This is a genomic window from Rhodococcus sp. (in: high G+C Gram-positive bacteria), from assembly GCF_049591685.1.
Taxonomy (GTDB): Bacteria; Actinomycetota; Actinomycetes; order Mycobacteriales; family Mycobacteriaceae; genus Rhodococcoides.
Genome location: NZ_JBAWFH010000565.1, coordinates 1 through 26417, shown reverse-complemented (window position 1 = coordinate 26417; position 26417 = coordinate 1). Strand labels below are relative to the sequence as shown.

30 protein-coding genes and 1 pseudogene are annotated in these 26417 nt (G+C 64.9%); 10 read left to right on the top strand and 21 right to left on the bottom strand.

Features of this window, described 5'->3' with window-relative positions; translation table 11 throughout:
* The 4 genes from WBQ44_RS23365 to WBQ44_RS23350 all read right to left on the bottom strand — a co-directional run.
* A partial coding sequence (locus WBQ44_RS23365; RefSeq protein WP_495569035.1) for a GNAT family N-acetyltransferase occupies window positions 1–484 on the bottom strand: 484 nt, incomplete at its 3' end.
* 84 nt (window positions 485–568) lie between these two features.
* A complete protein-coding gene (locus WBQ44_RS23360; protein WP_495569034.1) occupies window positions 569–1402 on the bottom strand; it encodes a glycosyltransferase family 2 protein in 834 nt (277 codons plus the stop codon).
* Window positions 1399–2403 carry a glycosyltransferase gene (locus WBQ44_RS23355; protein ID WP_495569033.1) on the bottom strand — a complete coding sequence of 335 codons (1005 nt, stop codon included), beginning with the start codon at window positions 2401–2403 and terminating at the stop codon, window positions 1399–1401. The genes WBQ44_RS23360 and WBQ44_RS23355 overlap by 4 nt, the downstream gene beginning before the upstream one ends.
* Entirely contained in the window at window positions 2400–3530 is a 1131-nt protein-coding gene (locus tag WBQ44_RS23350; RefSeq protein WP_495569032.1) for a glycosyltransferase family protein, read from the bottom strand. The genes WBQ44_RS23355 and WBQ44_RS23350 overlap by 4 nt, the downstream gene beginning before the upstream one ends.
* A 141-nt stretch (window positions 3531–3671) precedes the next feature.
* On the opposite strand from WBQ44_RS23350, the gene WBQ44_RS23345 reads away from it, so the two are divergent.
* From WBQ44_RS23345 to WBQ44_RS23335, 3 genes are read left to right on the top strand one after another with little or no spacing between them, the layout of a single operon-like run.
* Complete coding sequence (locus WBQ44_RS23345) at window positions 3672–4727, top strand: WcbI family polysaccharide biosynthesis putative acetyltransferase (protein WP_495569031.1); 1056 nt, start codon at window positions 3672–3674, stop codon at window positions 4725–4727.
* Window positions 4727–5731 (top strand): glycosyltransferase family protein, encoded by a 1005-nt coding sequence (locus WBQ44_RS23340; protein ID WP_495569037.1) that lies wholly within the window; start codon window positions 4727–4729, stop codon window positions 5729–5731. Before WBQ44_RS23345 ends, WBQ44_RS23340 begins: the two co-directional genes overlap by 1 nt.
* Entirely contained in the window at window positions 5728–7149 is a 1422-nt protein-coding gene (locus WBQ44_RS23335; protein ID WP_495569030.1) for a glycosyltransferase, read from the top strand. Before WBQ44_RS23340 ends, WBQ44_RS23335 begins: the two co-directional genes overlap by 4 nt.
* A 1-nt stretch (window position 7150) precedes the next feature.
* Here WBQ44_RS23335 and WBQ44_RS23330 read toward each other — a convergent pair whose 3' ends face one another.
* Window positions 7151–8095 (bottom strand): DICT sensory domain-containing protein, encoded by a 945-nt coding sequence (locus WBQ44_RS23330; protein WP_495569029.1) that lies wholly within the window; start codon window positions 8093–8095, stop codon window positions 7151–7153.
* A 10-nt stretch (window positions 8096–8105) separates the two neighbouring features.
* The gene (locus tag WBQ44_RS23325) at window positions 8106–8315 is read right to left on the bottom strand and encodes a hypothetical protein (RefSeq protein WP_495569028.1); all 210 of its coding nucleotides are present in this window, start codon (window positions 8313–8315) and stop codon (window positions 8106–8108) included.
* Window positions 8316–8546: 231 nt separating this feature from the next.
* Between WBQ44_RS23325 and WBQ44_RS23320 the strand changes: the two genes are divergently transcribed.
* Window positions 8547–9296, top strand: coding sequence for an SIR2 family NAD-dependent protein deacylase (locus WBQ44_RS23320; RefSeq protein ID WP_495569036.1), 750 nt, complete (start codon window positions 8547–8549; stop codon window positions 9294–9296).
* A 13-nt stretch (window positions 9297–9309) separates the two neighbouring features.
* Here the strand turns inward: WBQ44_RS23320 and WBQ44_RS23315 are convergent, their stop codons facing one another.
* Entirely contained in the window at window positions 9310–9894 is a 585-nt protein-coding gene (locus tag WBQ44_RS23315) for a giguanylate cyclase (RefSeq protein WP_495569027.1), read from the bottom strand.
* A 162-nt stretch (window positions 9895–10056) separates the two neighbouring features.
* Here WBQ44_RS23315 and WBQ44_RS23310 point away from each other — a divergent pair, with 162 nt between their 5' ends.
* Window positions 10057–10764, top strand: coding sequence for an enoyl-CoA hydratase/isomerase family protein (locus WBQ44_RS23310; protein ID WP_495569026.1), 708 nt, complete (start codon window positions 10057–10059; stop codon window positions 10762–10764).
* A gap of 94 nt (window positions 10765–10858) precedes the next feature.
* Here the strand turns inward: WBQ44_RS23310 and WBQ44_RS23305 are convergent, their stop codons facing one another.
* The 8 genes and pseudogenes from WBQ44_RS23305 to WBQ44_RS23270 all read right to left on the bottom strand — a co-directional run bounded on the left by WBQ44_RS23305 (window position 10859) and on the right by WBQ44_RS23270 (window position 16439).
* A complete protein-coding gene (locus tag WBQ44_RS23305; RefSeq protein ID WP_197480707.1) occupies window positions 10859–11014 on the bottom strand; it encodes a DUF6131 family protein in 156 nt (51 codons plus the stop codon).
* 404 nt (window positions 11015–11418) lie between these two features.
* Complete coding sequence (locus WBQ44_RS23300; RefSeq protein ID WP_495569025.1) at window positions 11419–11967, bottom strand: Dps family protein; 549 nt, start codon at window positions 11965–11967, stop codon at window positions 11419–11421.
* 55 nt (window positions 11968–12022) lie between these two features.
* Window positions 12023–13036, bottom strand: coding sequence for a TerC family protein (locus WBQ44_RS23295; RefSeq protein WP_495569024.1), 1014 nt, complete (start codon window positions 13034–13036; stop codon window positions 12023–12025).
* Window positions 13033–13188: a hypothetical protein gene (locus WBQ44_RS23290; RefSeq protein ID WP_495569023.1), complete on the bottom strand. Its 156-nt coding sequence runs from the start codon at window positions 13186–13188 to the stop codon at window positions 13033–13035. Before WBQ44_RS23290 ends, WBQ44_RS23295 begins: the two co-directional genes overlap by 4 nt.
* Window positions 13189–13336: 148 nt before the next feature.
* A complete protein-coding gene (locus tag WBQ44_RS23285) occupies window positions 13337–14521 on the bottom strand; it encodes a PucR family transcriptional regulator (protein WP_495569022.1) in 1185 nt (394 codons plus the stop codon).
* Window positions 14522–14546: 25 nt separating this feature from the next.
* Window positions 14547–14697, bottom strand: a pseudogene (locus WBQ44_RS23280) (arginase family protein); the annotation flags it as partial.
* Window positions 14698–14799: 102 nt separating this feature from the next.
* A complete protein-coding gene (locus WBQ44_RS23275; protein ID WP_495569021.1) occupies window positions 14800–15279 on the bottom strand; it encodes an Lrp/AsnC family transcriptional regulator in 480 nt (159 codons plus the stop codon).
* Window positions 15276–16439 carry an NAD(P)/FAD-dependent oxidoreductase gene (locus tag WBQ44_RS23270; protein WP_495569020.1) on the bottom strand — a complete coding sequence of 388 codons (1164 nt, stop codon included), beginning with the start codon at window positions 16437–16439 and terminating at the stop codon, window positions 15276–15278. The genes WBQ44_RS23275 and WBQ44_RS23270 overlap by 4 nt, the downstream gene beginning before the upstream one ends.
* Window positions 16440–16501: 62 nt before the next feature.
* On the opposite strand from WBQ44_RS23270, the gene WBQ44_RS23265 reads away from it, so the two are divergent.
* Window positions 16502–17284, top strand: a complete 783-nt coding sequence (locus WBQ44_RS23265; protein ID WP_495569019.1) for a tyrosine-protein phosphatase — start codon at window positions 16502–16504, stop codon at window positions 17282–17284.
* A gap of 32 nt (window positions 17285–17316) precedes the next feature.
* The gene (locus WBQ44_RS23260; protein WP_495569018.1) at window positions 17317–17841 is read left to right on the top strand and encodes a peroxiredoxin; all 525 of its coding nucleotides are present in this window, start codon (window positions 17317–17319) and stop codon (window positions 17839–17841) included.
* On the opposite strand, the gene WBQ44_RS23255 is transcribed toward WBQ44_RS23260, so the two are convergent.
* Complete coding sequence (locus tag WBQ44_RS23255) at window positions 17824–17961, bottom strand: hypothetical protein (RefSeq protein WP_495569017.1); 138 nt, start codon at window positions 17959–17961, stop codon at window positions 17824–17826. The genes WBQ44_RS23260 and WBQ44_RS23255 overlap by 18 nt on opposite strands.
* A 119-nt stretch (window positions 17962–18080) precedes the next feature.
* On the opposite strand from WBQ44_RS23255, the gene WBQ44_RS23250 reads away from it, so the two are divergent.
* Window positions 18081–19202, top strand: a complete 1122-nt coding sequence (locus WBQ44_RS23250) for a class I SAM-dependent methyltransferase (protein ID WP_495569016.1) — start codon at window positions 18081–18083, stop codon at window positions 19200–19202.
* 15 nt (window positions 19203–19217) lie between these two features.
* Here WBQ44_RS23250 and WBQ44_RS23245 read toward each other — a convergent pair whose 3' ends face one another.
* Window positions 19218–19640 carry a hypothetical protein gene (locus WBQ44_RS23245; protein ID WP_495569015.1) on the bottom strand — a complete coding sequence of 141 codons (423 nt, stop codon included), beginning with the start codon at window positions 19638–19640 and terminating at the stop codon, window positions 19218–19220.
* A gap of 266 nt (window positions 19641–19906) precedes the next feature.
* Between WBQ44_RS23245 and WBQ44_RS23240 the strand changes: the two genes are divergently transcribed.
* On the top strand, window positions 19907–20746 hold the full coding sequence (locus tag WBQ44_RS23240; RefSeq protein ID WP_495569014.1) for a Bax inhibitor-1/YccA family protein: 840 nt from the start codon (window positions 19907–19909) through the stop codon (window positions 20744–20746).
* Window positions 20747–20808: 62 nt separating this feature from the next.
* On the opposite strand, the gene WBQ44_RS23235 is transcribed toward WBQ44_RS23240, so the two are convergent.
* Both WBQ44_RS23235 and WBQ44_RS23230 read right to left on the bottom strand, forming a co-directional pair.
* Window positions 20809–22029, bottom strand: coding sequence for an acetyl-CoA C-acetyltransferase (locus WBQ44_RS23235; RefSeq protein WP_495569013.1), 1221 nt, complete (start codon window positions 22027–22029; stop codon window positions 20809–20811).
* Window positions 22030–22106: 77 nt separating this feature from the next.
* Window positions 22107–23069 (bottom strand): SGNH/GDSL hydrolase family protein, encoded by a 963-nt coding sequence (locus WBQ44_RS23230; protein ID WP_495569012.1) that lies wholly within the window; start codon window positions 23067–23069, stop codon window positions 22107–22109.
* Between the two features lie 106 nt (window positions 23070–23175).
* Between WBQ44_RS23230 and WBQ44_RS23225 the strand changes: the two genes are divergently transcribed.
* The gene (locus WBQ44_RS23225) at window positions 23176–24561 is read left to right on the top strand and encodes a cystathionine beta-synthase (protein WP_495569011.1); all 1386 of its coding nucleotides are present in this window, start codon (window positions 23176–23178) and stop codon (window positions 24559–24561) included.
* A 39-nt stretch (window positions 24562–24600) separates the two neighbouring features.
* Here the strand turns inward: WBQ44_RS23225 and WBQ44_RS23220 are convergent, their stop codons facing one another.
* A complete protein-coding gene (locus WBQ44_RS23220; protein ID WP_495569010.1) occupies window positions 24601–25071 on the bottom strand; it encodes an SRPBCC family protein in 471 nt (156 codons plus the stop codon).
* Window positions 25072–25098: 27 nt separating this feature from the next.
* Window positions 25099–26280, bottom strand: coding sequence for an acyl-CoA dehydrogenase family protein (locus tag WBQ44_RS23215; protein WP_495569009.1), 1182 nt, complete (start codon window positions 26278–26280; stop codon window positions 25099–25101).
* Between the last annotated feature and the right edge of the window lie 137 nt (window positions 26281–26417).

The following is a 26417-nucleotide window of genomic DNA, read 5'->3' as shown; positions in this document are numbered from 1 at the left end:
TGTTCCGCTGGTTCCGCACGAGCGGAACCAGCGGCACTCCGTTGTCGAGCCGCTCGTCACCGGCCTGTACGAAGCCGTGACGGGTGTACATGTCTACGAGGTAGCTCGGCGAGTCGATCCTGCACGGCGCAGATCCGACGTCTGCCAACGCTGCTTGCAGCAGCCGAGTGGTGTGGCCGTACCCGCGCACGGACCGCCGTGTGCAGAGGTGGCCTAGCCGAAAGCTCTTGCCGGTTTCTTCGGTCTCCTCCAGCAGTCGTACCGTGCCGATGACCTCGTCGTCTCGTTCCAACCAGAAGTGTCGCGTCCGCGGCAGCAGGTCCTGTCCGTCCAGTTCGGGATAGAAATACGCCTGCTCGACGACGAACACCTCGATTCGAAGCTTCAAGATTGCATACAGATGGCGCGTGTCGAGATCCTGAGCCCAGGCGCGGGACAGCGTCGGCGGTCTGTCCGAGATGTTGTTCGTGTGCGATGTGGTCATGGTGAAACGGGTCCTCGGTATTTCTTCGCTCGGTGTTTCATCGCTGGTCGTAGGCTGTATACCCGCCGTCTCGTCGTTCACGCTTCAGCCACGGGCGGTGCGTCGAATCGTCCCGGTGTCGTCGCGCTCGATCAGCCCGCGCGCCTCGAACTCACGCAGCCACCCTTCCATCGGCCATCGATTCCACCGCCGACGAAACACTGCAGCGTTACGGACGATGTCGTCGACGTGCTCGACCGGCGGCGATGACACCGGATGGTGCTGGTGATAAGCGTGAGCGCCGCCCACCCACCGAAGACCCACGCCCGCTGCCCGCGCCGAGGCCGCGAAGTCGGTGTCCTCACCGCCGTAACCGCTGTAGCCCTCGAAGAATCCTCCGACTCTCTTCCACGTTTGCGGGGTGACGGCAAACGACAGCGACCAGAACAGGTCGTAATCGGTGCCCGCGATCACCGTATTCGCGGGCGGATTCGGCCGGGCCGGATGGGGCGCTGTGGCCTCGATGAGCTCGCGGGTCGACCAGCCGGTTGGGTTCGGCGGCAGGTATGTGACGGGGCCACACAGTAGGGCATCACCGGCATCCGTGCCTTCCGATGCAGCGACGTACCGCGCCAGCATGTCGACACCGGGAATGCAATCGACATCCAGGAAGACGACGAGTTCGGCGCCCGACTCGATCGCCGTCTGCGCGCCCAGATTGCGTGCCCGCGCCAGCGGCAGGCCGGGGCCGGGGGACTCGACGAGCAGCAGCGACACGGCCGCATGGGGCGCTCCGTGCACGACCGTCGCGATCTGCGGATCACCCATCGAGATCACGATGTGCTCGGAGGGCTGCACGCTCGAGGCGTCGAGTCCGCGCAATTGGCCGACCAGATGTCGGTGGCGACCTGAGACCACCGTGACGACCGCGATCCTCATCGGCCGGCCGACGAGGACAGTGCTGCCGCGGCGCGCGCAGCCGCGCCCGATTGCCGAACTGCGTCCCACGCGTTGCCTCCGCGTTCAGCGGCAGCATCCAGAAGTGGCCCCCACCGCTCCGGCGTCGGCCAGCGCTCCGTTGTCACGGCAACTCCGGCGCGACCCAGGGCCGTGGCCGTTGCCACCTGCTCCCCGAACGGTCGCTCCTGCGGGATGACGACTGCAGGCACCCGCGCCGCAGCCACGTCGGCGATGGCGTTCTGACCTGCGTGGGTGACGACGACGGACGCCGAGCACAGCAGCGGCCAGACATCTTCCACCCAGGACTGTGCGTCGACACCTGCTGCACGCCAGACGTATCGGGGGTTTGCGTCCGCGGCGGCGTCGATGTCCGCCGCGGTCAGTGCCGTTCCTCCCGCACCGCCGAGCACCAGCACTTCTGGAGTAGTGTCCACCACCGGCCGGTCTCGCCCGTCGAAACGGCTGACGACGCCCACGTACGAAGTCTTGGCGGCATGACTGCGTAGCCACTCGGGGTCGTACACGCGTTGCGACCAGGGCGCGATGATGCGATCGGCCACTCGGTAAACGAGGTCGTGAGGCCCGTCGACACGTTCCCCCGGCATCGCCATGACAACCACTTCGACGCCGAGCAACCGGACGAACAACGCGACCTCCACCGAGACGTCCACGACGAACAATCGCGGCCGCTCGCGCGCCACCCATTCGGCGATCATCGCCATACGATCGGTCATGCCTCGCACACCGATCGGTGCCCAGTGGAGAACGCCGTTTGCCGTCGCGTCCGAGCGGATGCCGCTTCGGTTGTCGGCGCCGTCGGCGCCCTCGGTGTCGAGAGGTAGCGTCAGCCAGTCGACGGTGCTGCGTGCAGGCCGCTCTCGTGACGAGAGCACCGTGAGCGGTTCGCCCAGTGCCCCGGCGATCGACGTGGCCCGGGTGACGTGACCCGAACCGTGATGGTGTGCGTAGTACCCGATCACTGGAGTTCACTTATCGGAGAATGAGACACCGAATTCATTGCCCGAGTGTATATCCGGCGATGAATCCTCGAAATATGCTCCCGCTCGGCAATTCTCGCGTCGGCCGAAGCGGCCGGTACATCGAACCTCGAAGCATGCGACGCGCGAATTGCGGCGGCGAGAGAGATCCGATCGAAGCGACCGAGGCCGAATCCAAAGACGTGCGAGGGCTGTTGCAGCGAGAAGTAGCCGCAATCCGGCACGATCGCCGCGGTGCCCATGTCGTGACAGGCCTCGAGCCACCCCGAATGCGTCCCGAACCGATACGGGAGAACGGACACGTCGATCTCCGTCAAGTACTGCCACAGCTCGGCGTCGTCGAACCGCGGATGTACCCGCACCTCGACGCCGGGCCGCGACGAGTACGCGCGCAGTGCAGCGCCGACGTCGGCAACCCTCGACGGCACATGATCGCCGAACACACTGTCGTCGATGTCGATTCGCACCACGGCATCGGGCAGGTGCGAAGCCTGCTCGACAACGGTATCGATGACGGCCAGGGGATCTAGGTTGGCGCGCAGACTCTTGGCGTGGACGCCGATGACGAACCGGGAGGACGACGGTCGCTCTCGGCCTATCCATTCGAGCGGTGCCACGTGTGGGTGCGGTACGACAGTCGCGTGCGCATTCCACCTCGTCGCGATCTCGGCGGCGGCGCCGTCCGTGAGCGTGATCAACCCGGTGGCCGCAGGAATCAACGCGTCGAGATGAGCCTCGTGTGCAGTGTTGTCCGGGAAATGCGGGTTGTGCAGATCGTGGACGGTGAAGACCAGGGGTTTACGGTTGTCTCGCAGAATCCCCAGAACGTCGCGGAGACGGTCGATCGGCATGGAGTCGAACCCGAAATGCAGATGCAGCAGATCGAAGTCTTTCATGTGACGGCCCAGCCACTCCGGCTCGAGCCACCTCGGCGGCCACCACCGATCGGTGTTCTCCGCGCCCATCGGAACGGGGTCGGGTAACCGCACGACCGTCGAGATGTCGCCTGCTGCACACTCGACAGCTGCAGGATTGACAGCTGTGGAATCGACGGAGTCGAGATTCCGCACGTAAGCGTGGCCCGTGGGTACCGATGCGATAGTGATCAATGTCGAGGGTTCCTATACGCCGGGGGAGGATATACGGGAGTGGCGGCCCGGCCCGGCTGCGCCAAAGAAGCCGGACCGGCTGCGCGAAAGAAGCCGGCTCGTCTGCGCGAAAGAAGTGCGTGAGCAACGAAGGGAGTTGTGGTGGCGTCGACCGAATATAACAGTGCCCTCGGGACCGGCAGTGCCCTCGGGACTGGCAGTGACCTCGGGACCGGCAGTGACCTCGGGGCCGGCAGCGAACGTGTGCAACCGTCGTTCGGGGATCCCGGCGACGTCGACGGCCGGACACTGCACTACGGAGAGTTCTACGGTGTCGTCGATCCACCTTCGTCCGACGACCGACCCGTGCTGTTGGTCTGGGGCAACTGTCAGGCCGAAGCGTTGCGAATCGTATTGTCCGGGTCGGCGGACCTGCCCTATCGCACCGTAAGAGTTCCACCGGTACACGAACTGACGCTCTCGGACATGCCGTATGTCGAACGGCTTCTCGACTCGACGGCCGTACTCGTTTCTCAACCGGTTCGCGCGGGCTACCGAGACCTCCCCATCGGAACCGCCGACCTCACCGGGGCGCACAACGCGCCGGCCAAGTCCATCGTGTGGCCGGTCGTTCGGTACGGCGGTCTGTTCCCCTTCCAAGTCATCGTGCGGCATCCGGGCAGACCCTCGGCGGTACCGGCTGGGGTTCCTTACCACGATCTTCGAACGGTCCTGGGTGTATCGGTCGGTGCCCCCGACGCGTTCTGGAACATCGATGTGGCGGCCGAACGGTTTCGCCACGCCGCGGAGTGGAGCGTCGAGCAACTGGCCCGGCGCGAACGCCGTGACTGCGACGTCGTCGTCTCCGACGTTCTCCTGCAACTCGGCGACCGCGCGGCCCACACCATCAATCACCCGGGGAATGCTGTCCTCGCGACTCTCGGCAGCCGCATCGTCCACGAACTCGGCTCGGGCGCGCCGGTGTTGCCCGACCGAGAGCTACTGGGCAACATTCGTAGCCCTCTCGACCGACGGGTGCTCGACGCCCTCGGACTCGACGTCCCCGCGAGGGCAGCATGGGCAGTCAACGGAAGATTGTTCGGACAGAAGGAGATTCACCAAGTGCAGACGCAGTGGTACGGCGAGCACCCGGAGTTCGTCGAGGCCGCGCTTGCGCGGTACGGCGAGCTCGTCGACATTCTGGGCCTCGCCTCGTGATGGCACGGATCGGTCATGTCGTGGTCGGGCCCGACGCGCACGGTGTGGTCCGTTACGCGCTCACCGTGGGCGATGCGCTCCACGCCTCGGGGGAGCGGCACACCGTCGTGCGCCTCCGTACGCCGGACAGCGAGCTACCTTCGCTGGACCACTGCTCACTCGTCCACCTGCACGTCAACGACCGCCTCTTCGGCCGATCACCCGCAGCGGCGGCCGAGGCTTTGCAGACGCTGACGCACAGGATCGGAGTACCTGTGTCGATGACACTGCACGACCTACCCCAGCCGTCGGACGGTGCTGCGATGGATGTGCGGGCGGGATTTTATCGCACCGCGGTGGCGTCCGCCGTCGGCATCGTCGTCTCCAGCGAACACGAGGCATCCTTGCTGGCGCAGCACGTCGACGCGTCCGCGAAGCCGGAAGTCGTTCCGCTCATGATCGACAGCGTTCGTCGAACACCCCGCGGGCCGACGACAGCCACCACCGTCGGGGTGCTCGGGTTCCTCTACCCGGGCAAGGGGCACATCGAGACGCTGAAGGCGATGGAGGACCTGCCGGAAGCGGTGGGCTTCGTCGCGCTCGGATCACCGTCGCCCGGCCACGAGGACATTGCAGACACACTGCGCGCTGCCGCCGCGGGTACCGGGAGAGCGTGCGAGGTGACGGGCTACCTCACCGAGGACGAGATCCACGAACGGGCTGCGCGCGTCACCGTGCCCGTGGCCTACCACCGTCACATGTCCGCATCGGGCTCCATCAACACCTGGATCGCCGCAGGTCGCCGGCCGCTGGTCCCGCGAAGCACTTACTCCGAAGAGTTGGACGCCAGGTCGCCCGGCCTCGTGCTCGTTCACGACGCCGACGAGGCGTCGCTACGCCGAGCCATCGCGGCGAGCATCGCCGACCCGTCCGGCACCTGGATAGACCCGGAGACGGTGCCGAGACCGACGCCCGCAGATGTTGCCGAGGCGCACACTGCACTGTTCGAGAGGTGGGCCGAGTGACGACAGCAGAACGCGGTCCGCTGTCGCTCCCCGACGGTCGAATCCTGTTGCCGGACAACCGTTGGGACCTCGCGCCCGAGTCCTCGTGTACACCGTCGGTGAGCGTCGTCGTGCCGTACTACAACCAACCCCGGCAGTTGGCATTGGTTCTGAAAGCCCTGACGCTGCAGACGTACCCGCGCCATCTACTGGACGTGGTGATCGCCGACGACGGTTCGGCGGAAGCGCCCGACGTCGCCGACTTCGCGCCCGAGCTGGCGGTGTCGGTCGTGCGTCAGGAGGACAAGGGCTTCCGCGCGGCGGCAGCCCGCAACCTCGGCGCCGCCGCGTCGACCGGCACAATCCTGTGTTTTCTCGACGCAGACACCGTTCCCTGCCCCGACTACATCGAGCATGCAGTCCGGCTCCCATCCCTCGTGCCCGACGCCGTCGTGGTCGGGCGGCGAACACATGCGGACCTCTCGCAACTCGAACCTCGGCAATTGGCACCATGGTTCGGCACGTCGGCCGAACAGCTCGAGCCCGACGAACCGCAGCATTGCGAACCTCAGTGGCTGGTGGATGCCTATCGGCGGACCGGTAATCTGCTCGACCCGGGGTGGGACGGGTACAAGTTCATCCTCAGTGCAGTCTTGACGTGCACCCGGGAGATGTTCGATGCGGCAGGCGGTTTCGACCCTTCCTTCGTGCGCTACGGCGGGGAGGATTGGGAGTTCGCCAATCGGGCCTTCATGATGGGCGCCGTCCTGGCTCACGAGCCCGCCGCTCGGGCGTGGCACGACGGACCCGACTGGGCCGGGCGCGCCGTCGCGGATCGCACCGACGAGAAGAACGCCGAAGCGTTGGCGCTTGCCCCGTTGATCACCGATCCCGCGGCACGTCGATCGGGCCTGCGCTATCGCGTACCCGATTTCGTCGTGCTCGTTCGGGTCGATGGGCACACTGCCGCGTCGCTGCAGGTGACGGTGGCAAGCGTCGTCGAGGACAATGACAGTGCGGTGTGGTTCGTCGGTGACCGAGCCGATTCCATGTACGACGCACTGGGACTGCATGATTCGCGTGTCCGCGCGGGCTCGCCCGACGAGTGGATTCTTTCGCGTTGCCGCTTCGTGGTCGAGTTGTCGGGTCGGGTGACGTTGTCTGCGAACACGCTGCTCCGACTGGCGAATCACGTTTCGCCGGGTGCGGCGGGTGAGGTGAGCGTCGATTTCGACACCGGTGCCGAACCTGCGGCGGGTGAGGGTGCGCCGAGTTTGAGGCTGCGATCCTCACGCGCCCTGCACCGGTCGAGAAGATGGGCTCGAACCACCGGAATGCTCGAGCAGGACGTGATCGGGTCTCTTTTCGGGTGCATTCGCGTTCACGCGGACGAAGTCGGGTCAACGCTGATCGAGAAGGAGCCGTGGCTGTCCTGGTAAGTCAGGCGTCGTAGCGTGAGAGGACGGCACGCGCACACCGAACGACGGTTCCGCGATCGTGGGAGACCACATATTCGAAGCGCCGCTCGAGTTCGGCCTCACCGCTGTAGAGATCTCTGGCCGAGAGAACGCAGCAGAAGAATTGTCCCAGGACCACGATGTTCCATTCGTCGACGAGTGGATCGGCCGGATCCACGCTGCAGTGCACGATGCGGGTATCCGTCATCTCGCCCATTCCGACGCCGTACACACGCGTGTAGGCGATCCGGTCGGCCAGTGCTCGCCACCGACGCCGCGTACCGGTCTTGAACTGACGGGCATGCTGAAAAGTCCCGAGCGTCAGAGTGTCGGCGCCGGCATTCGACGCCTGCGCTTCGATCTGAGTGCTCATCTCGATCAGTAGCCGCTTGCTGCTGACGATCGAGGTTTGTTCGGCCGATGCGATCTCGAACGGTGATTTCGCCTCGGACGGTGGCGTACTCCAGGTCGGGCCCGTGTTGAGGCTCGCACATGCGTCGTTCGGGCCGGCGATGGGTGGATACAGCTCGCCGATACCGAATTTGGCGCCGAACGACAGGGCTCGAACGCGGTGCATCTCGGAGTCGACGCCACGAGCGACGATCACCGCGCCGGTTCGTTCGGCCTGGGCGGCGAGGACGTGCAGGGTGCGCGCCGCGGCGCAGTCAGGGGTAGAACCGGCGAGTTCCGGTGCAAGGACGATGATGTCGGGTTCGATCAGCGGCAGCAGAGAGAGCGATTGGGGACGAGCACCGACGTCGTCGACTGCGACGACTCGGTGTTCTCCACGCGCGCGTTCGACGGACGAGAGCACGTGCGCGGGATTCTCCATCAATGTCTTGTCGTGCACGACGTAGGCGTCGGCGAGTAGGTCGATCCGACCCGCGTTTTCAGCATCGAGGGGGCCGGCGGGGAGGCGGAGCGTCACGGGTTCAGCACTACAACGCCGCCGCGCACAGGCCGAGCAGGCCGAGAACGCCGAGTAACAGGGCTGCCACGAGTATCGCCAGCGCGCTACCTCCCGCTGCGAGCGCACCTGCGGCGACTCCGAACAGCGCAACAAAGATCCAGGTTGCGGCGAGAATGTCGGACCGGAAAGGCAACGCGGAAGCGCAGACGTCCAGGTCGTCCATCGATGCTTCGGTCATGTTCACTCCCGGTGTTTCGGCCTCTGCCGTCAGTCTGACGGACCCATGTTGCCGCACAGCTACCCGACCTATCACGAACGCATAACAAACATCACGAAGAGGTAACGACGATACGGGCCATAAGACCGAACGGCACTGTCGGACAACGAGATCGAACCGCTCGGCGACACGCGCGTCAGGCCCTCGCGTTGGGCACCCTCGGCAGGGTAACCGTGACAGACTTATCCCATGATGGACGTCGATCCGCCCCGTGAGGTAGTCCAACTCGCTCGATCCGCACGCCGCGTTGCTGTACTGACCGGCGCGGGAGTGTCCGCCGAATCGGGCATCCCGACCTTCCGGGACGCGCAAACTGGGCTGTGGTCGAACTTCGAACCAACCGACCTCGCGAGCACCGAAGGATGGGCGCGGGACAGCGATCTGGTGTGGGGTTGGTACCAGTGGCGAGCCGAGCTCGTGCGTCGGTCCGACCCCAACGCCGGACACTTCGCGATCGCCGAGTGGCAGAGGCGCACCCATCTCGACATTGCGACCCAGAACGTCGACGACTTGCACGAGCGTGCCGGGTCCACGGTTCTGGCGCACGTGCACGGGAGCCTGTTCGATCCCCGCTGTTCGGAGTGCGGTGTGCACTCGCAACCCGATACGGGTCCGTCGTGCGAGCATGCCGATCGCATCCCGCCGCCGCCGTGTCCCGAATGCGGCGGCCCCATGCGTCCGGGCGCGGTGTGGTTCGGCGAGAAGCTTCCCGAGGAGGAGTGGGCTGCGGCGGTTATGGCCGTCGAACACGCCGATCTGGTGTTGGTGGTCGGCACGTCCGGGGTGGTCTATCCCTTCGCTGGGTTACCTGCGATGGCGCGAAGTACTGGGGCAGCGGTTGTGGAGATCAATCCGGTCGAGACGGAAATCTCCGACATGGCAGACCACCGATGGCGGACCACCGCCGCGGTTGGCCTTCCCGCTCTGGTGAACGCCGTGTAATCGCGACCGTCGGTCATTCGAATTCGAGCCGCATGGATCGGGCCGCGAAGTGCAAAAGCAGTACGAATCCGCCGATCGAGACTACAACCGGTGACCACACCACGAAGGCCATCAGTATCGGCACGTTCTCGTACAGGACGACGTACACGGCGATGAATGTCGTGGCGAGTATGCAGAACAGAATGTGCGACGCGAGCATCCAACGTTCGAAGAAGAATCCGGCGAACATGCCGATCTCGATGAGAAACGCAGTCTTCCCGAGAGTTATCTCGGGTGGGAAATCTGCGACGATCGTGGCCGAGAATATGGCGACGTTGGCAGTGGTCACGAATGCAAAAGCTTGATGCAACGTCGGCCACGGCCCGACAAGCCAGAACACACCCATTATGTAGGCGGCGATCATCGCGGTCCATTGGACGAAAATGGGAACGGGCGTGGTGGCACCGTGACCGAACACCATTTCGAGGGTTACCACGACCGCCATGCTCAAGGTAGCCAGCGCGATGACCTTCTTCACGATGCCGCCGACTGCCAGCGACGACATCAGGTCGACGCCCCACTCGTAGTGCACTTCGGACGAGGTCATGGTCGTAGACATCTGTTTACCCCCTGCGATCGGTACCTCGAGTCGATTGAAACACATCCGACCGGGGTCCGAGTCTGTTTCCTCGATCGAGAGCCAGACGTTCGCGAGGAGTCGACGAGGTGAGGCCTCGACGAGGTGAGGCGAGGGCCGACATCGTTGCGTACCGTGGAAAAGGTGCCATACCTCGATCGCAGTGACGATGTGTTCGTGCTCCACCTCGGAAACGAAGGTGCCCCCGACAGCGAGAACCGTATGAGTCCACTCTGGGTTGCAGAAATGAACGCCCTCCTCGACGAGGTCGAGTCGACGACGGGGCCGGCGGCGCTGGTGACGACAGCGATCGGTAAGTACTACTCGACAGGCGTCGACCTGTCCTGGGGCGCGGAAAACTTGGATCAGGTCGACACGTTCATCGGCACCGTTCAAGACCTGCTCGTTCGCGTGCTGACGTTCCCGATGCAGACGGTGGCGGCTTTGCAGGGGCACACCTTCGGAGGCGCTGCGTTCTTCGCCATGGCGCACGACTATCGAATCATGCGGGCCGATCGAGGTTTCCTGTGCTTCCCGGGTGTCAACATCGGCGCCAGCTACAGCCCCGGCACTGTCGACATGGTGGCTGCGCGGCTGTCGCCCCATGCGTTTCACGAGGCATTGACGACAGGTCTTCGATACGGAGGGGACGATGCGCGGGCGCTGGGTCTCGTCCACGCGACAGCCCCCGAAGATCGGATACTCACCGCTGCGGTTGCGCGAGCCGCGGGCTTGACCGCGACACGAGGCACAGTGCTGCGGGACATCAAGCGCACGATGTATGCCAGGGTTGTCGATTCTCTGACGACACCGGTGACGGGCGTCGATTCTCAGGAATGGAGCAGTCGATGACCACGTGTTTCACGAATACTGACGCAGTGAACGCAGAACGAGGCCCTGCACCTTGGTGCAGGACCTCGCTCCGAGCAGCTTCGCTACGCGTGAATCAATAGAAAGTCTTGCGTCCGCCCACTGCGCGGCCGGTGGCGCCGAGAATGGTCAAGATTGCACCGACTACGACAAGAATGATGCCGATGGTGGTCAGGATGCTGATCGACGCGAAATAGCCGATCAATGCGAGGATGATTCCCAGGACGATCACTTTTCTACCTTCTTTCGATTTGGGTGCCGCAATTGTGCGACTCCCGCCGGCCCTACGTTGTTGATCGTCGAACGCTTTTAAACTACCCGGGTTGTTTGTCAAGTATACGGCGGTCGATTGCATTTCGGACATTTCACAGTCAAAAATTTTCGACTACGCCGCTCGGGCCCACGAGTACATCACTCGGTCGGGCGGTTGTGACCGCACACCAAGATTGTCCGCGCGAACAGCCTGCGCCCGCTGTACGAAAAACGCGACCCGGAACTCTCGGAGAGCGCCGGGCGGTGGTGGTTACCCCGGGGGCGACTCGCCGAAACCCCCGGCCGAGAATCGGGTGCGATTCGGTAGGTGAAACGTGCGAAAGGCGCCCCCGTCCAGCGGAAGCGCCCTTTGCGGAAAAGCCGTCAGTTGGCGTCGCTTGCAGCTTGTGTTTCGCTTTTCGCGCCCGCCGTCGAGAGCTGACCGCCGGAGTTCTCGAGATGCGCTCGCACGAACCAGTGGAACAACTCCAACTGGCCGCTCTGGCCGATGAGCAGATCTTCCGTAACCGGATCGATCTCACCGATCTCCGCAATCGCCTTACGATTGTCACTGATCACGCCGGTGTAGACCAGATCGAGGGCGCCGAGGTGTTCGATGGCTGTGGCGCGGCCGATGGAGTAGTCGTCCCACGAACGTCCGTTGACAATCGTCCCCGGCGTACCGTGCGCAGCCGATCCGAGGGTCGCGATCCTTTCCGCAACCTCGTCTGCGAATCCGCGCACGGCTTCGACCTGTGGGTCGAGCATTTCGTGGACGGAGATGAAGTTGGGGCCCACCACATTCCAGTGGATGTGCTTGAGCGTCAGGTGCAGATCGTTGTAGGCATTCAAGCGGTCCTGCAACAACGTGGCGACGCGCGATCCTTCGTCGGTGCTCAATCCGGGAACTGTGTACGAATTCGAATTGGTCATGACGCCCGACTACCCGGGGTGGTCTCGGCCGAAACACCCCCGGGTAGTCGTGGTCTTACTTGTTCTGCGAATCCTTCGTCAGGCTCGGCGTATCGGATGCCTGGGCATCGCCGGGGTCCAGCTCCGCGTCGGCGTCGGCCTTGGGTGGCTTCTTGAGGCTCAGAATGATCGAGCCCGCCAATACCGTGATGATGACCGCAAGTGAGACGAACGATGGGATCTCGGGGATCGACGTGCTGATCACCTTGTGGCTCGCCTGCAGGACCAGCTTGACGCCGATGAACCCGAGGATGATTGCCAGTCCCTTGGACAGGTAGTGGAACTTGTCGAGCAAACCGGACAGCAAGAAGTACAGCGCGCGTAGACCCAGGATGGCGAACGCATTGGACGAGTAGACGATGAAGGGATCGTCACTGACGGCCAACACCGCGGGCACGCTGTCCACAGCGAAGACGAGGTCGGCCGCTTCGATGGCCACGACCACGGCGAGCAGAGGCGTCGCGACGCGCTTGCCGGCTTCCTTGACGAAGAACTTGGTTCCGTCGTACTCGTCGCGGACCGGAACGATCTTGCGCAGCAGGCGCACTGCGAGCGAGGTGCTCGGATCGTACGAGTCGTCGTCGTCCTTCATCAGCTTCCATGCGCTGTAGAGCAGGATTGCGGCGAAGACGAAGAGGACGGCGGTGAACTTGCTGACGATCGCAACGCCCGCAGCCAGGAAAATGCCGCGGAACACGAGTGCGCCGATGACGCCGAAGAACAGAACGCGGTGTTGATATTCACGCGGCACCTTGAAGTAGCCGAAGATCAGCGCGAACACGAACAGGTTGTCCACCGACAAGCTCTTCTCGAGCAGCCAGGCTGTGGTGTATTCGACTCCGGCCGTGGTGCCCAGGGTGGCGAACACGACGCCGCCGAAGATCAGTGCAACGCCGACCCACAGCGCGCTCCACCACGCGGCCTCCTTGAAGCCGATGATGTGTGCTCCGCGGTGAGCGAGGAGGTCGATGGCCAAGAGGATGACGACTACGGCGGCGAAAGCCGCCCATGCCCAGACGGGGACGTTCATTTGCGCTTGTCCTTACCGGTCAGTCGCGAACCGAGGCTTTTCAGCTTCGCCTGGTTGGCGGGATCGGATGCGTAGGCACGTGCCTTCGCTGTCATCTGCTTCCCCTGCGGGCTGCGGGCGAAGGCCTGCAATTTGGTGATGAGGGACGCCATGAACTGGTGCTCCTTCGTGATCGATGTTTCAGCGGCAGTGGTTCGGCCGCGACTACTCCAGTGTGCCTGTCATGATTGCGGCATTCACCGTCGGATCACGGACACGTTTGCCGGTGGTGGGTTGCCGGAACTCGGCAACCACGGGGTATCAACCAGTCGAGTGCGGCCAGTCGAGCAGTCTGGCCCCGTACACGGCTGTCTGCAGAGTGAAGCGATCACCGGGATGATTGACGTCGAAGCCCGTGAGCTCGCTCACTCTGGCGAGTCGATAGGTGACCGCCCGAACTGACAGGTGCATGGCCCGAGCCGTCATCGCGGAGTTTCCCCCGGCTTCGAAGAATGCAAACAATGTCTCCAGCAGGGGTTCGGCGCCGCCCCGAGCCGTGGTCAACGGAGTGAGCACGGTGGACACCAGATCGTTGATAGCTGCTCGGTCGTCGAACAGCACGCGGTAAACCAATAAATCGCGGGCATCGACCACGGGTGTGTCGAGTCCCAGCTTCGCGGCCAATTCCAGGGCCTCGACGGCTTCGCGGTAGGACGATGCGACTCCCGCCACGCTCGGCCCCGGACGGCCCACGCCGAACCGAACCTCGCCGCCCGTGGTTGCTTCCCGCCCCGTGGCGAACCTGACCCTGTCGATCACGTACTCGACGGCCTGATGATCGGGGGCCGCGAACACGACGACGAGCCGTCCTTCCTTGCTGGCAACGAGAACCTCGGAGTCGCCCTTGCTGCCTTCCACGGCGCGTTCGACATCGGTGTTGACTGCCCCACCGTCGGTGAACGGCGCTGTTGCGGACACGACGACGACAGCGTGGGGCCCGGTCAGATCGAGGCCGAAATTCTCGGCGCGGCCCATCACGCCCGCGACGTCCGCGCTGCCGGAAAGTAGGTCGTCGACGAATTCACGCCTCGCCGACACCTCGGCCCTGACAACCGCGCGTCGAGCGAGCTGAAACGCCTCGGCGAGTTCGGCGACCGCGTCGTCGACTGCGTGGAGCATCACCTCGCCTGCGGTCACCACCGCGGCCGGGTTCTTTTCGGCATCCACGACGGCCGGAAGCGTCCGCCACAAGCGCCACGCCGACGAGAGATAGAGGTCGAGAAGTGCCCGCAGTGCGACGCCGCCCCGCGCGGCGGCATCACCGTGCGTGCGCAACGTACGCAGCTGCCGACGCGTGAGAGGGCGACCCTTGGACACCGCCGACGCGAGAACATCGAGAAAATCGCCCAACAGTTCGGTCGAGAGACCACCCGCGTCCGCGGCAGCGAGATCGGCTACGCGGCGCTGGGACTCGTCGTCGGGGCCGGCCGCGGTGTCGTGTGCCATCGAGTCCATCGTAGGCGTGCTCGCTTCAGCGGTTCAGCGCCAGCACGGACAGCAACTCGTATGCCACGTGAGCGGCAGCTATTCCCGGTGATTTCGGCGTGGTCGTACGCGGGGGCGATTTCGACGATGTCTGCGCCGACGCCGCCGCCGAGGAACAGACCTCGTGCGGCGCTCACTGGAGGGCATCTACCCGGGCGTCGACTTCCGCTCACACATCATCGGCGAACCGGTGACGCTGTCGTGGGCGCTGCGTCGGGGGCGGCGCCGATCCGAACTCGTCAGGTCGACCGGGCTCCGGCGGCGCGATCCAGCAGCGGCGCCGTCCGGTAAGGGATCAGCTCACTCATCGCGATCGACATGTTGGTTCGCTCTACCCCGGGAATCTTCAGGATGAGCCCCGCTACGCGGTAGAGATCGTCGGCATCCACCGCAGCGATGCGGATGTGCATGTCCGAGGCTCCCGACAAGCCGAACACCTCGAGCACCTCCGGGATCGTGCGCAGATGGGCGGTGACTTCGGCCAGTTTGTGCTGATCCACCCGGGTGGTGACGAATGCCTGCAACGCGTACCCCAGGCTGCGAGGCCGGACTCGATGATCGATCGGGGTGAGAGTGTCCTTCTCCTCCCAGCGAGTGAGCCGCGCCTGCACGGTATTGCGGGATAGCCCGAGGTTGTTGGCCAGTTCGACACCCGTGGCGCGTGGACGGTCGCACAGCGCCAGCAGTAACCGGGCGTCGGTTCGGTCGAAGTCGGTCATCCGTTCACGATATGCGGCATCGTGCGACCGGGAGCCAGATCCGCAGCCGAGAGGCCACGCTCTCGAACATCGTCGGGGATCTCCTCGCCTCGAAGGAGCGCGGCCCCGACCCGCGCGAGAGCCGCGCACGTCTGGATGCCGTACCCACCCTGCCCGGCGCACCAGAAGAACCCGTCGAACTGAGGATCGAAGCCCACGACGGGTGTCCGGTCGGCTACGAAACTGCGCAGACCGGCCCACGACGACCGGACGTGTCGAGTCGTCAGCGTCGTCGTTTCGTGGATGGCGTCGAATGCCCGGGCGATCTCCATCTCGTCGGGCCGAACGTCGCTCGGTTCGGTAGGCGTCTCGTCGGCAGGCGAACAGAGCATCTGATCGCCTTCCGGCTTGAGATAGAACGACTCGTCGATGTCACTGAGCGTCGGTAGGTGCGCCGTGCCCGCAGTCTCGGCGGTGTCGGGGCTGCCGATCATGAACACGGTTCTTCGCAGCGGCCGCAGACCCATGCGCGCAGCCCCTGCGAGTTCGGCCAACCGATCCGCCCACGCTCCTGCCGCATCGACGACGACGGGTGCGCGACGAGGGATGCCGTCCGCGGACTCGATGCGCCACATCCGGTCGACGCGTCGCAGCGAGGTCACGCCTGCCGACGCCGCGACCGTTCCATCCCTGGCTCGCAGTCCTCGAACGTAACCCTGATGCAGGGCGTGCACGTCGACCTCCATCGAGCCGGGTTCGTACAGGGCCATGTCGATGCGCTCGGATCGAAGCAACGGAAACAGCGCCCTGGCGTCGTCCGGCGTCACCAGTTCGACGTCCGGGGTCAGCTGCCGCACACGGGCGTACATCGCTTCGAGGGCTGCGCCTCGCCCGCGCGCGGCGAACTGGAGCAGCGAGCGCGGAGTGAGGAGTCGGCTGTCCCAATGTTCGGGCGGGTCTTCGAGGAAGGCGCGGCTGGCACTGGTGAGCGCGCGAATCGTCTCGTTGCCGTACGACTCGAGGAACAACGCCGCCGAGCGCCCGGTCGTGTGGAATGCGAGCGTCGACTCCTGTTCGAGGACACACACGGACCGATCCTGTGCCAACTCGTAGCCGAGCGACACCCCGGCGATCCCGCCGCCCACGACGACGACGTCGAACTCCAGCACCCGTTCGCCCATGGTCGCCGACTGTACTGGTCGCGACGCGTCGACCCCGGACGCTCGTTGGTTAGTGTCGGTGCATGTCGAAGACGGGTACGAGGAACCAGTTCGCGTTGTCGGGTGCCTGGAATTTTCGTGACGTCGGTGGGGCGCGCACCGTCGACGGACGCACGGTGCGCAGCGGTGTTCTCTTCCGATCCTCGGAGCTGAGCCGCCTCGACGACGACGGGCGCCGCGGGCTGTCCTCGCTCGGAGTAAGCGATGTATTCGATCTTCGTGGGGACGCCGAGATGCGGCGTAGCGGCGCCGACGCAGTGCCGCCGGGAGTGCGAGTGCACACCACTCCGTTCGAGAACCACAAGGGGGAGAGGGCTCCACACGAGGCCGGTGCGGTGGTGGACGCGGAAGCGCAGAAGGCCTACATGATGCGTGCCTACACGTCGTTTCCGTCGCTCGAGGGTGCGCGAAGTGCGATCTCGAACGTCGTGGACGCGTTGACCCGCGGAGACGGGGCTGTTCTCGTGCACTGCGCCGCGGGTAAGGACCGTGCGGGCTGGACGATCGCCACCGTCCTGCGCGCCGCAGGCGTCACCGACGAGGACATCCTGGCCGACTACCTACTGAGCAACGACGCAATCGAACCGCTCCGCACCCACGTGCTCGATGTGTGGAGTTCGGACTCCGACGAGGCACCGCCGAAACTGTCGGACGCACTGCTCGGCGTAACCGAGAATTACTACCGCCGGGGACTGAACGTCGTCACGGACACCTACGGCTCGTTCGACGCGTATCTCGACGCACTGGGCATCGACGGGAAGGCGCGGGCGGACCTGCAGGCAGCACTGCTCGGCAGTACTACGTGACGACGCGGAAAAGCCCCACGTAGCCTGTGCCCATGCGTATCGGTCAGACCGCGCCGGATTTCGAACTACCGGACCACGAGGGGAACCGACGATCGCTGAGCGCGATGCTGTCCAGAGGCCCGGTTGTGCTGTTTTTCTACCCTGCCGCGACGAGCCCGATATGCACCGCAGAAGCGTGTCACTTTCGCGACCTGGGGCAGTCGTTCGAGGCGCTCGGCGCGCAGCGAGTGGGTATCAGCACCGATCCGACCGACCGTCAGTCCCACTTCGCGATGCAGAGGTCCTTCGACTATCCGCTGCTCGCCGATACCGATGCGGCTGTCGCCGAGCAATTCGGTGTACGCCGCGGTGGGTGGCTGACCAGAATGCAGCGCAGACGCGAGATGGACCGCCGGAGATCTCGTTCGCAGCGGCGGGGGATAGTTCGACAATTGCTGTCGGTGAAGCGGACGACGTTCGTCATCGATCGAAATCGAGTGGTCCGGTTGGTAGTGTCGAGCGAGCGCGCACACGTGCACGCGGACAAAGCGTTGGACTACTTACGCTATCTGGCCTGAGTTGTTCTCGCCGCTGAACAACGCCGTGTACACCGCCGGCTTCTTGTTCTCCGCGGGCGCGTCGTCCGAGGCGTCGTCGATATGGCTGAACAAAGCCTCGTTCTTCTTGGATGGTTCCATCCCACGAGCATGCTCTCGATTCGCCGAAATAGCCACTCGGACTCGCGGAAGGCGTCCGCAGGAAATACTGACTCGCAACAGGTTTGGATCGGGTTCCGGCAGGGTGGGACACTGAGCCGATGCACGATCTGGAAACTGTCCTCGGGGGCCTTCGACGACGACCGGACGCCGAGGCTCCCAATCTGTTCGCCGTCGACGCAGCCGACCGTTTGATTCTCGACACCGCAGCCGAGGAGACCGGCGAGTTCATCGGTCGCCGAATCTCCGTCATCGGAGACCGCTACGGCGCCCTGACGCTGGGACTCGCGGCACGTAACGATGCGACGGGTATCCGAGTGCATCAGGATTCGTACACCGGCGAGATTGCGCTGTCTCGCAACGCGGCCGAAGCCGACCTGGCCGGCGTGTACACCTTGCACGGCCTCGACGAGTCGCTACTCGTCGGCGCCGACGTCGTCCTGATGCAACTGCCGAGGAGCCTCGCCGAGCTGACGGAGATTGCGGAGTCCATCGCGCAGTTCGCGGCACCGGACGCGCGAGTGTTCGCCGGTGGGCGGGACAAGCACATGACCCCGGCGATGAATGCCGTGCTGAGGGAGTCGTTCGAGAATGTGGCAGCAGGCAGGGGACGGCAGAAGGCCCGTGTGATCACGGCCGCGACGCCGATCCGGCCGAACTCGCGCACGTATCCGGTCACGGCGATCATCGGTGACGTAGATCTCATCGTCGTCGCGCACGGGGCAACGTTCGGAGGCGCCAAACTCGACGTCGGCACGAGGTTCCTGGCCGGCTTCGCCGACCGTATGAAGCCGGAAGCGCGGACCATTGTCGACTTGGGGTGCGGCACCGGGATCCTCGCGTGCCTGCTTGCGCGCTCGCGGCCCGATGCTCGCGTGTCGGCGACGGACCGTTCCTCGGCGGCAATTGCGTCGGCGAAGGCCACCGCAGCGGCAAACGGGTGCGGCGTCGAGGTGGTGCGCGACGACGCCATGGGTACGTACCCGGACGCTTCGGTCGACCTGATCGTCTGCAATCCGCCGTTTCACGAGGGTGCCTCGTTGCACACGGGCAGCGCGGAGAAATTGTTTGCCGCGGCGGGGCGAGTGCTGCGACCAGGCGGGGAGCTGTGGACGGTCTACAACACGCACCTGAACTACCGGCGCGCAATTCAGGACGCCGTCGGACCGACCGAGGTGGCGGGCAAGAACACGAAGTTCACCGTGACCCGGTCGGTCCGCTAGCAGGCGGCAACCGATCTAGAAGAGTGATTCGCCATCTTCCGGAGTGCCGCTGACCTGGCCGCGATCGCGTCCGCGATCCTCGACGAGGGTTCCTTCGACGATCTCGGCCTGACGCTGGCCGTCCGCGTAATCGATGTCCGGGCTGTCGTCGGGTTCGAGTAGTTCGTGGTCGACGACCTCCTCGGTCAGCTCGGCGTCGGGAATTTCGTTTACGGAACGATCCTCGTCTTCGACCGCGACGTCCGGCTCTTCCTCGCTCAGTTTCAACTCCAGACTTTCGCCCTCGAGTGCCTCGTTCGGGGTGGTGCCGAACCTGTCGGATTCGCTGTAGCCCTCGGGAGGCTCGACGGTTTCGTCACCGTCGTCGTTGCGAAGCTCGTCGGAATCGAGGCTTTCGCTCGGGTCCAATGTGTCTCCGGGTCCGTCTTCGATACTCATGCCTAGACCATGCCCCGTACCGGGGATCGAGAAACTCCCGACTCGACGGGCGTCCGATCGGCGGCGACACGGTAAAGTCCGAATTGTCGGAAATCAGGCGTTCCGACTGGGAACTTTTGTCCGTATGTGGCACGTTCTACAGACAACTGCCGAGGAATTCCCCGGCACTGCCCTCGATCTCCACTGGCCTGAACCAACGAAGGGCCTGAACCAACGAAGGGCCTGAACCAACGAAGGGCTCGCGCTCTCAGAAGGGATGTGACACGGTGCGCTCCTCCAGCAACCCGGTGTTCCGCAACCTGCCCAAGCAGGAGGGCGGCGGATACGCCACTTTCGGCACCGCAACGGCCGGTGCCTCGCAGGCTGCCCAGTTCGGTCAGCCGCAGGTCGACCCGTACCAGACGGGCTCGACGTCGCGCGCGATGACGATCGACGACGTCGTCACCAAGACCGGCATCACGCTCGGTGTTCTCGCTCTCACCGCCATCGTCTCCTACCTGTTGGTAGACGGTAATCCGGATCTGGCTGCCCCCTTCGTCATCGGCGGCGGGCTCGTAGGTCTCGGACTCGTGCTGTTCGCGACGTTCGGTCGCAAGATGGACAACAAGGCCGTCGTGCTCGCATACGCCGTTGCCGAAGGGTTCTTCCTCGGCGCGTTGTCCTTCATGTTCACCGACATCAGCTTCGGTGGCACCGGTGGCAGCACGCTGATCGCGCAGGCCGTGCTCGGCACCTTCGGTGTCTTCTTCGGCATGCTCGTCGTCTACAAGACCGGCGCGATTCGCGTCACTCCGCGGTTCACCCGGATGATCGTCGGCGCCCTCATCGGTGTCGTCGTGCTGGCTCTCGGCAACCTGGTTGCCAGCTTCTTCATGGACGGTGGCCTCGGCCTCCGCGACGGCGGCCCGATCGCGATCATCTTCAGCCTCGTCTGCATCGGCATCGCGGCGTTCAGCTTCCTGCTGGACTTCGACCAGGCCGACCAGCTGATCCGCGCTCAGGCGCCGGAGAAGGCAGCATGGGGCGTCGCCCTCGGACTCACCATCACCCTGGTGTGGCTGTATGTCGAGATCCTGCGTCTGCTGAGCTACTTCAACAACGACTAGCAGTACACGAGAAAGGCCCCGCACTCGGTGAGTGCGGGGCCTTTCTCGTCGTTACAGGTGAATCAGCTGAGTCGCTCGAGCACCATGGCCATGCCCATGCCACCGCCGACACACATGGTCTCGACGCCGAACGTCTTGTCGTGGGTCCGAAGGTTGTTCAGCAGTGTCGTCGTGATGCGCGCACCGGTCATACCGAACGGATGGCCGACGGCGATCGCGCCGCCGGAGACGTTGAGCTTGTCGTGGTCGATACCGAGGTCGCGTGCAGACCCCAGAACCTGCACGGCGAACGCCTCGTTGATCTCGAACAGATCGATGTCGGAGATCGACATTCCTGCGATGGACAGCGCCTTGCGGGTGGCCTCGATCGGCCCCAGGCCCATGATCTCGGGCGAGGTTCCGGTGACGCCGGTGGAGACGATCCGCGCCAACGGGGTCAGCCCCAGTGCCTTGGCCTTGGTGTCGCTCATGATCACCAGTGCGGCAGCGCCGTCGTTGAGCGGGCATGCGTTCCCTGCGGTGATGGTGCCGTTCGGCCGGAAGACTGGCTTGAGCTGGCTGATCTTGTCGTACGTGGTTCCCGCGCGGGGGCCGTCGTCGGTGGAGACAACGGTGCCGTCGGGAAGGGTGACGGGAGTGATTTCACGTTCGAAGAATCCGGAGTTGATTGCTTCCTCGGCGCGATTCTGGCTGCGGACGCCCCAGTGGTCCTGCTCTTCGCGGCCGATGCCGGTCAGGAGCGCGACGTTTTCGGCTGTCTGACCCATCGCGATGTAGGCGTCGGGGAGTTCGCCGCTCTCCCGGGGATCGGTCCAGGTGTCGGCGCCCTCTTCCTGTGCCTTCTTGGTGCGGGCCTCGGCGCCCGAGAAGACGGGGTTGTGGCTCTGCGGCAAGGAGTCGGAGTTGCCGTGTACGAAGCTCGAGACGCTCTCGACGCCGGCGGAGATGAACACATCGCCTTCGCCCGCCTTGATCGCGTGCAGCGCCATGCGGGTGGTCTGAAGCGAGGACGAACAGTAGCGCGTGATGGTGGTGCCGGGCAGCGAGTCGTAGCCGAGGAGCACTGCAACGATGCGGGCGAGGTTGTTGCCCTGCATGCCGCCGGGCAGGCCACAGCCGAGGAGCAGGTCGTCGATGTCGAGGGGGTCGAGCTCGGGAACCTTCGCCAATGCCGCCGCCACCATCTGCACGGTCAGGTCGTCCGGACGGATGTCCTTGAGCGAACCCTTCATCGCGCGGCCGATCGGTGAACGAGCGGTACTGACGATCACTGCCTCTGGCATGAACTCTCCTTCGTTGGGTGCTGCGGGGTACTGCGGAAGTTACCGTGAAGTAGGTCGAAACTCGTTCGAACCTATCGCTATCCGTTCTGCGCCTCGATCTCGGCTCCGCGACGGCGGAGGAACCGATCGAGCGAAGCCGCCGCCCGAGGAACGAACCGACGCGACTCGGCTGCGGCTGACACCTCGGGAAGATCGGGAAGCGGTCCACCGTTCCATTCGCCCAACGCGGCCGCGAGCACCGGCAGCAACTGCCGCGCGGCGAGTTCGTATCCCGCGGCCGCCGGATGGAACCGATCGGCCGAGAACATCGTGTCGGGCGCGGCGAGAAATTCCGGGGCCAGCAGATCTGCGAGGGCAACGGGGTGGCCGCCCGCCTTGAGCGTCTGCTCGGTTTGTGCTCGTGCGAGCCGGCGTCCCCAGTTGCGAACGACGGTCCGCAGCGGCTGCGGAATCGCGGTGACGACGCCGAGGTCGGGACACGTTCCGACGACCACGACCGTGCCCTTGGCCGTCAGGCGTTCGACCGCCTTGCCCAGCCTCTCCGCGGACGAGGCAATCGAGTACTTCTTGGTTACGTCGTTCGCCCCGACCAGAATGACGGCGGCGTCCGGCGGCGGACCCGCGACGAACATCGCGTCGACCTGGCCTTCGAGACCCTTGGAGGTGGCCCCACCGATTGCCTTCGTGCTCAGCCGAATTCTCTTGCCCGTCTCGTCCGCGAGCCCCCGTGCGACAAGGACACCGGGGACCTCGTCGGCGACGATGCACCCGACGCCTGCGGCCGTCGAGTCGCCGAAGACCATGAGGTGAATATCTGCTGAACTTCCCGGACGCCACCGTTCCGGTCGTAGATCCCCTGGTCCGTAGACGCCGTCGGCCTCCGGCGGCCTGGCGGTGTTGCGCCCGATCACGCCCCGCGCCGACGTCGCCTGCGACATCAAATGCCGATATGCGGCCCAGGACGCCGTCCCTGCGGACGAGCCCGCGAGTACCGTCGCGGCACCGGCTTTGGCCGCGGTACGCCATCGACTAACCGGCACCGTAGATTCTCCTTCGCTGTGCGCCACGACTCCATCGTATGCACCTCCGCGCGGTCTCTCGCCGGTACCGAGGGGCGAACTGCGGGGCATCTGGGAAGATGGGCACATGCGCATTGCTCAGCACGTCACCGAACTCATCGGCAACACTCCGTTGGTCAAGCTTTCCTCCGTTGTCGCGGACAACGTGGGAACCGTCGCGGCCAAGATCGAATACCTCAACCCCGGTGGATCGTCCAAGGACCGCATCGCGGTCAAGATGGTCGACGCGGCCGAGGCGTCCGGCGAGTTGAAGCCCGGCGGCACGATCGTCGAACCGACGTCCGGCAACACCGGTGTCGGTCTGGCGCTCGTCGCGCAGCAGCGTGGCTACAAGTGCGTGTTCGTGTGCCCCGACAAGGTCGGCGAGGACAAGCGAAACGTGCTGCGTGCGTACGGTGCCGAGGTCGTGGTGTGCCCGACCGCTGTGGCGCCCGAGGACCCGAACAGCTATTACAGCGTGTCCGACCGCCTCGTGCGCGAGATCGACGGCGCCTGGAAGCCCAACCAGTACGCCAACCCGGCGGGTCCCCAGAGCCACTACGAGACGACGGGCCCCGAGATCTGGGCCGATACCGACGGCAAGGTCACGCACTTCGTTGCCGGCGTCGGCACCGGCGGAACCATCTCCGGCACCGGTAAGTACCTCAAAGAGGTGTCCGGGGGGAAAGTCAAAGTCATCGGCGTCGACCCCGAGGGGTCGGTGTACTCCGGCGGCACCGGCCGGCCCTACCTCGTCGAGGGTGTCGGCGAGGATTTCTGGCCGACCGCGTACGACCCGTCCATCCCAGACGAGATCATCGCTGTGTCCGACGCCGATTCGTTCGAGATGACCCGTCGGCTCGCCCGCGAAGAGGGCCTGCTCGTCGGTGGGTCGTGCGGCATGGCGGCCGTAGGCGCCATCCGTGTCGCGGAACGCGAAGGCCCCGACGCCCTGGTGGTCGTGCTTCTTCCGGACGGTGGCCGCGGCTACCTCGGCAAGATCTTCAACGACGAGTGGATGTCGTCGTACGGCTTCCTGCGCTCACGGCTGGACGGAAAGGTCGACGAGCCTTCCGTCGGAGACGTGCTGCGCGGCAAATCCGGAGCGCTGCCTGATCTCGTACACACGCACCCGTCGGAAACCATCCGTGACGCCATCGAGATCCTGTGGGAGTATGGCGTCTCGCAGATGCCCGTCGTCGGCGCGGAGCCCCCCGTCATGGCAGGCGAGGTCGCGGGCAGCGTCACCGAGCGCGACCTGCTCAGTGCGGTGTTCGAAGGCCGGGCAACGCTCGCCGATTCCGTCGCGCAGCACATGAGTGAGCCGTTTCCGCTGATCGGCGCCGGCGAGAACGTCTCGGACGCCACCAAGGCTCTCGGCGAGACCGATGCACTCATGGTCGTCGAAGAGGGCAAGCCGGTTGGCGTCATCACCCGTCACGACCTGCTCGGATTTCTCAGCAAAGGCGCCTGACGCGACCCGCGGTGCGGCCGGGTGGCCCCGGCCGCACCGTCAGGTGAGTTCTCTCTCGAGCTGCGCCAGCGCCTTGGCGGCCATGCCCTTCCATACGACGCCGAACAGGCGAACGGCCGGAGTGAGCAACTTCGACCGCGGATGGATCGTCCACTGCCAGGTGACCGCGGTACTGCCCGCGCCGGAGTCGGCGAACGACCACACCCCGTCCGCGTGGTCGATCAGCAAGCCCATCGGGCCTGTGGGCTCGGTGATGCGATAGGAGAACGAGTTCGGGGCGTCTACCTCCGTCAGCGCCTCGTGCAGAGTGGCGCCGTCGCCGAGCACGATGGTGCGGGTGAGGCCGGCGCGGTCCCAAGCCCCGCTCTGGTCGCGTACCTCGACGATTGGTGGGATGGGTCCGTGGCGCGTGTCGAACAGGCGCGGTAGGGGCATGGCGATGGTCCGCGAGAACGCGTCGTGCACGCCCAGTCGGATCGTGCGCGATCGTCGAACAGTGATGCCGGTCATGCGCACGACACTACGGCCGCCGACCGGTCAGCGGAATGCATTCGACCCGGTGAGGGCCTGACCGATCACCAATTGGTGCACCTCGGACGTGCCCTCGTAGGTGAGCACCGATTCGAGGTTGTTCGCGTGCCTGAGCACCGGATATTCCAGGGTGATCCCGTTGGCGCCCAAAATCGTGCGGCACTCCCGAGCGATCGCGATCGCTTCCCGCACGTTGTTGAGCTTGCCGACCGAGACTTGCTCACCCCGGAGTTCGCCCCTGTCTTTGAGTCTGCCCAGATGCAGAGCGAGCAGTTGGCCCTTGCCGAGTTCGAGTGCCATGTCGGCGATTTTGGCCTGGGTCAGTTGATAACCGGCGAGCGGCTTGTCGAAAACGTCGCGGGTCTTGGAGTACTCGATGGCCGATTCGAGGCAGTCGCGGGCCGCTCCCATCGCGCCGAAGATTATCCCGAAACGAGCCTCGTTCAGGCAGCCGAGCGGCCCCGACAGACCACGTGCCTCGGGCAACATAGCGGCGGCGGGCAGGCGAACATCCTCGAGCACCAACTCTCCGGTGATCGAAGCGCGCAGGGAGAGTTTCTTTCTCACGGTGTTCGCGGTGAAGCCGGGAGTGTCGGTCGGGACGACGAAGCCACGCACCTTGTCGTCGGTCTGTGCCCAGACCACGGCGACGTCGGCGACGGGACCGTTGGTGATCCACATCTTGCTGCCGTTCAGAATCCAGTCGTCACCGTCTCTTTTGGCTCGGGTGCGCATGCCGCCCGGATTGGATCCGAAGTCCGCCTCGGTCAGGCCGAAGCATCCGATCAGGGTCCCCTCGGCCATCCCGGGTAGCCAGTGGTTCTTCTGGTCCTCCGAGCCGTACTTCCAGATGGCGAACATGGCCAGCGACCCCTGCACCGACACGAGACTGCGAATGCCCGAGTCCATCGCTTCGAGCTCCATGCACGCCAACCCGTACGCGGTGGCGGACGTGCCTGCGCAGCCGTAACCCTCGAGGTGCATGCCGAGCAAGCCCAGCGCCCCCAACTCCTTGGCCAATTCGCGCGCAGGAACCGTGCCGTCTTCGAACCAGTCGGCGAGGTGCGGACGGATTCGTTCGTTGCCCAGCTTGCGGACGGTAGCGCGGATCTCCTTCTCCTCGGTGTCGAGAAGCGAGTCGATCGAGAACAGGTCGTCGACGCTCTGCGAGGGCGTTGTGTCAGCCACGGTGAAGTGCCTCTTTTCTTCGGCGGTGTCTCCCGCAGGCTACCCAGTTGTTCGGCCCATTAGGCTGAAAGTCATGAGTGAGCAGAGGAGCAAGGCCGACAGCAATTCCTGGCAGGGATTTTCGACGAGAGCGGTAC

Coding starts and splice junctions, on each gene's coding strand:
- WBQ44_RS23360 (WP_495569034.1), bottom strand. CDS start 1,402: ATGAGGATCGCGGTCGTCACGGTGGTCTCAGGTCGCCACCGACATCTG.
- WBQ44_RS23340 (WP_495569037.1), top strand. CDS start 4,727: ATGGCACGGATCGGTCATGTCGTGGTCGGGCCCGACGCGCACGGTGTG.
- WBQ44_RS23325 (WP_495569028.1), bottom strand. CDS start 8,315: ATGACCGAAGCATCGATGGACGACCTGGACGTCTGCGCTTCCGCGTTG.
- WBQ44_RS23320 (WP_495569036.1), top strand. CDS start 8,547: ATGGACGTCGATCCGCCCCGTGAGGTAGTCCAACTCGCTCGATCCGCA.
- WBQ44_RS23315 (WP_495569027.1), bottom strand. CDS start 9,894: ATGTCTACGACCATGACCTCGTCCGAAGTGCACTACGAGTGGGGCGTC.
- WBQ44_RS23300 (WP_495569025.1), bottom strand. CDS start 11,967: ATGACCAATTCGAATTCGTACACAGTTCCCGGATTGAGCACCGACGAA.
- WBQ44_RS23295 (WP_495569024.1), bottom strand. CDS start 13,036: ATGAACGTCCCCGTCTGGGCATGGGCGGCTTTCGCCGCCGTAGTCGTC.
- WBQ44_RS23290 (WP_495569023.1), bottom strand. CDS start 13,188: ATGGCGTCCCTCATCACCAAATTGCAGGCCTTCGCCCGCAGCCCGCAG.
- WBQ44_RS23285 (WP_495569022.1), bottom strand. CDS start 14,521: ATGGCACACGACACCGCGGCCGGCCCCGACGACGAGTCCCAGCGCCGC.
- WBQ44_RS23275 (WP_495569021.1), bottom strand. CDS start 15,279: ATGACCGACTTCGACCGAACCGACGCCCGGTTACTGCTGGCGCTGTGC.
- WBQ44_RS23270 (WP_495569020.1), bottom strand. CDS start 16,439: ATGGGCGAACGGGTGCTGGAGTTCGACGTCGTCGTCGTGGGCGGCGGG.
- WBQ44_RS23265 (WP_495569019.1), top strand. CDS start 16,502: ATGTCGAAGACGGGTACGAGGAACCAGTTCGCGTTGTCGGGTGCCTGG.
- WBQ44_RS23260 (WP_495569018.1), top strand. CDS start 17,317: ATGCGTATCGGTCAGACCGCGCCGGATTTCGAACTACCGGACCACGAG.
- WBQ44_RS23255 (WP_495569017.1), bottom strand. CDS start 17,961: ATGGAACCATCCAAGAAGAACGAGGCTTTGTTCAGCCATATCGACGAC.
- WBQ44_RS23250 (WP_495569016.1), top strand. CDS start 18,081: ATGCACGATCTGGAAACTGTCCTCGGGGGCCTTCGACGACGACCGGAC.
- WBQ44_RS23245 (WP_495569015.1), bottom strand. CDS start 19,640: ATGAGTATCGAAGACGGACCCGGAGACACATTGGACCCGAGCGAAAGC.
- WBQ44_RS23235 (WP_495569013.1), bottom strand. CDS start 22,029: ATGCCAGAGGCAGTGATCGTCAGTACCGCTCGTTCACCGATCGGCCGC.
- WBQ44_RS23225 (WP_495569011.1), top strand. CDS start 23,176: ATGCGCATTGCTCAGCACGTCACCGAACTCATCGGCAACACTCCGTTG.
- WBQ44_RS23220 (WP_495569010.1), bottom strand. CDS start 25,071: ATGACCGGCATCACTGTTCGACGATCGCGCACGATCCGACTGGGCGTG.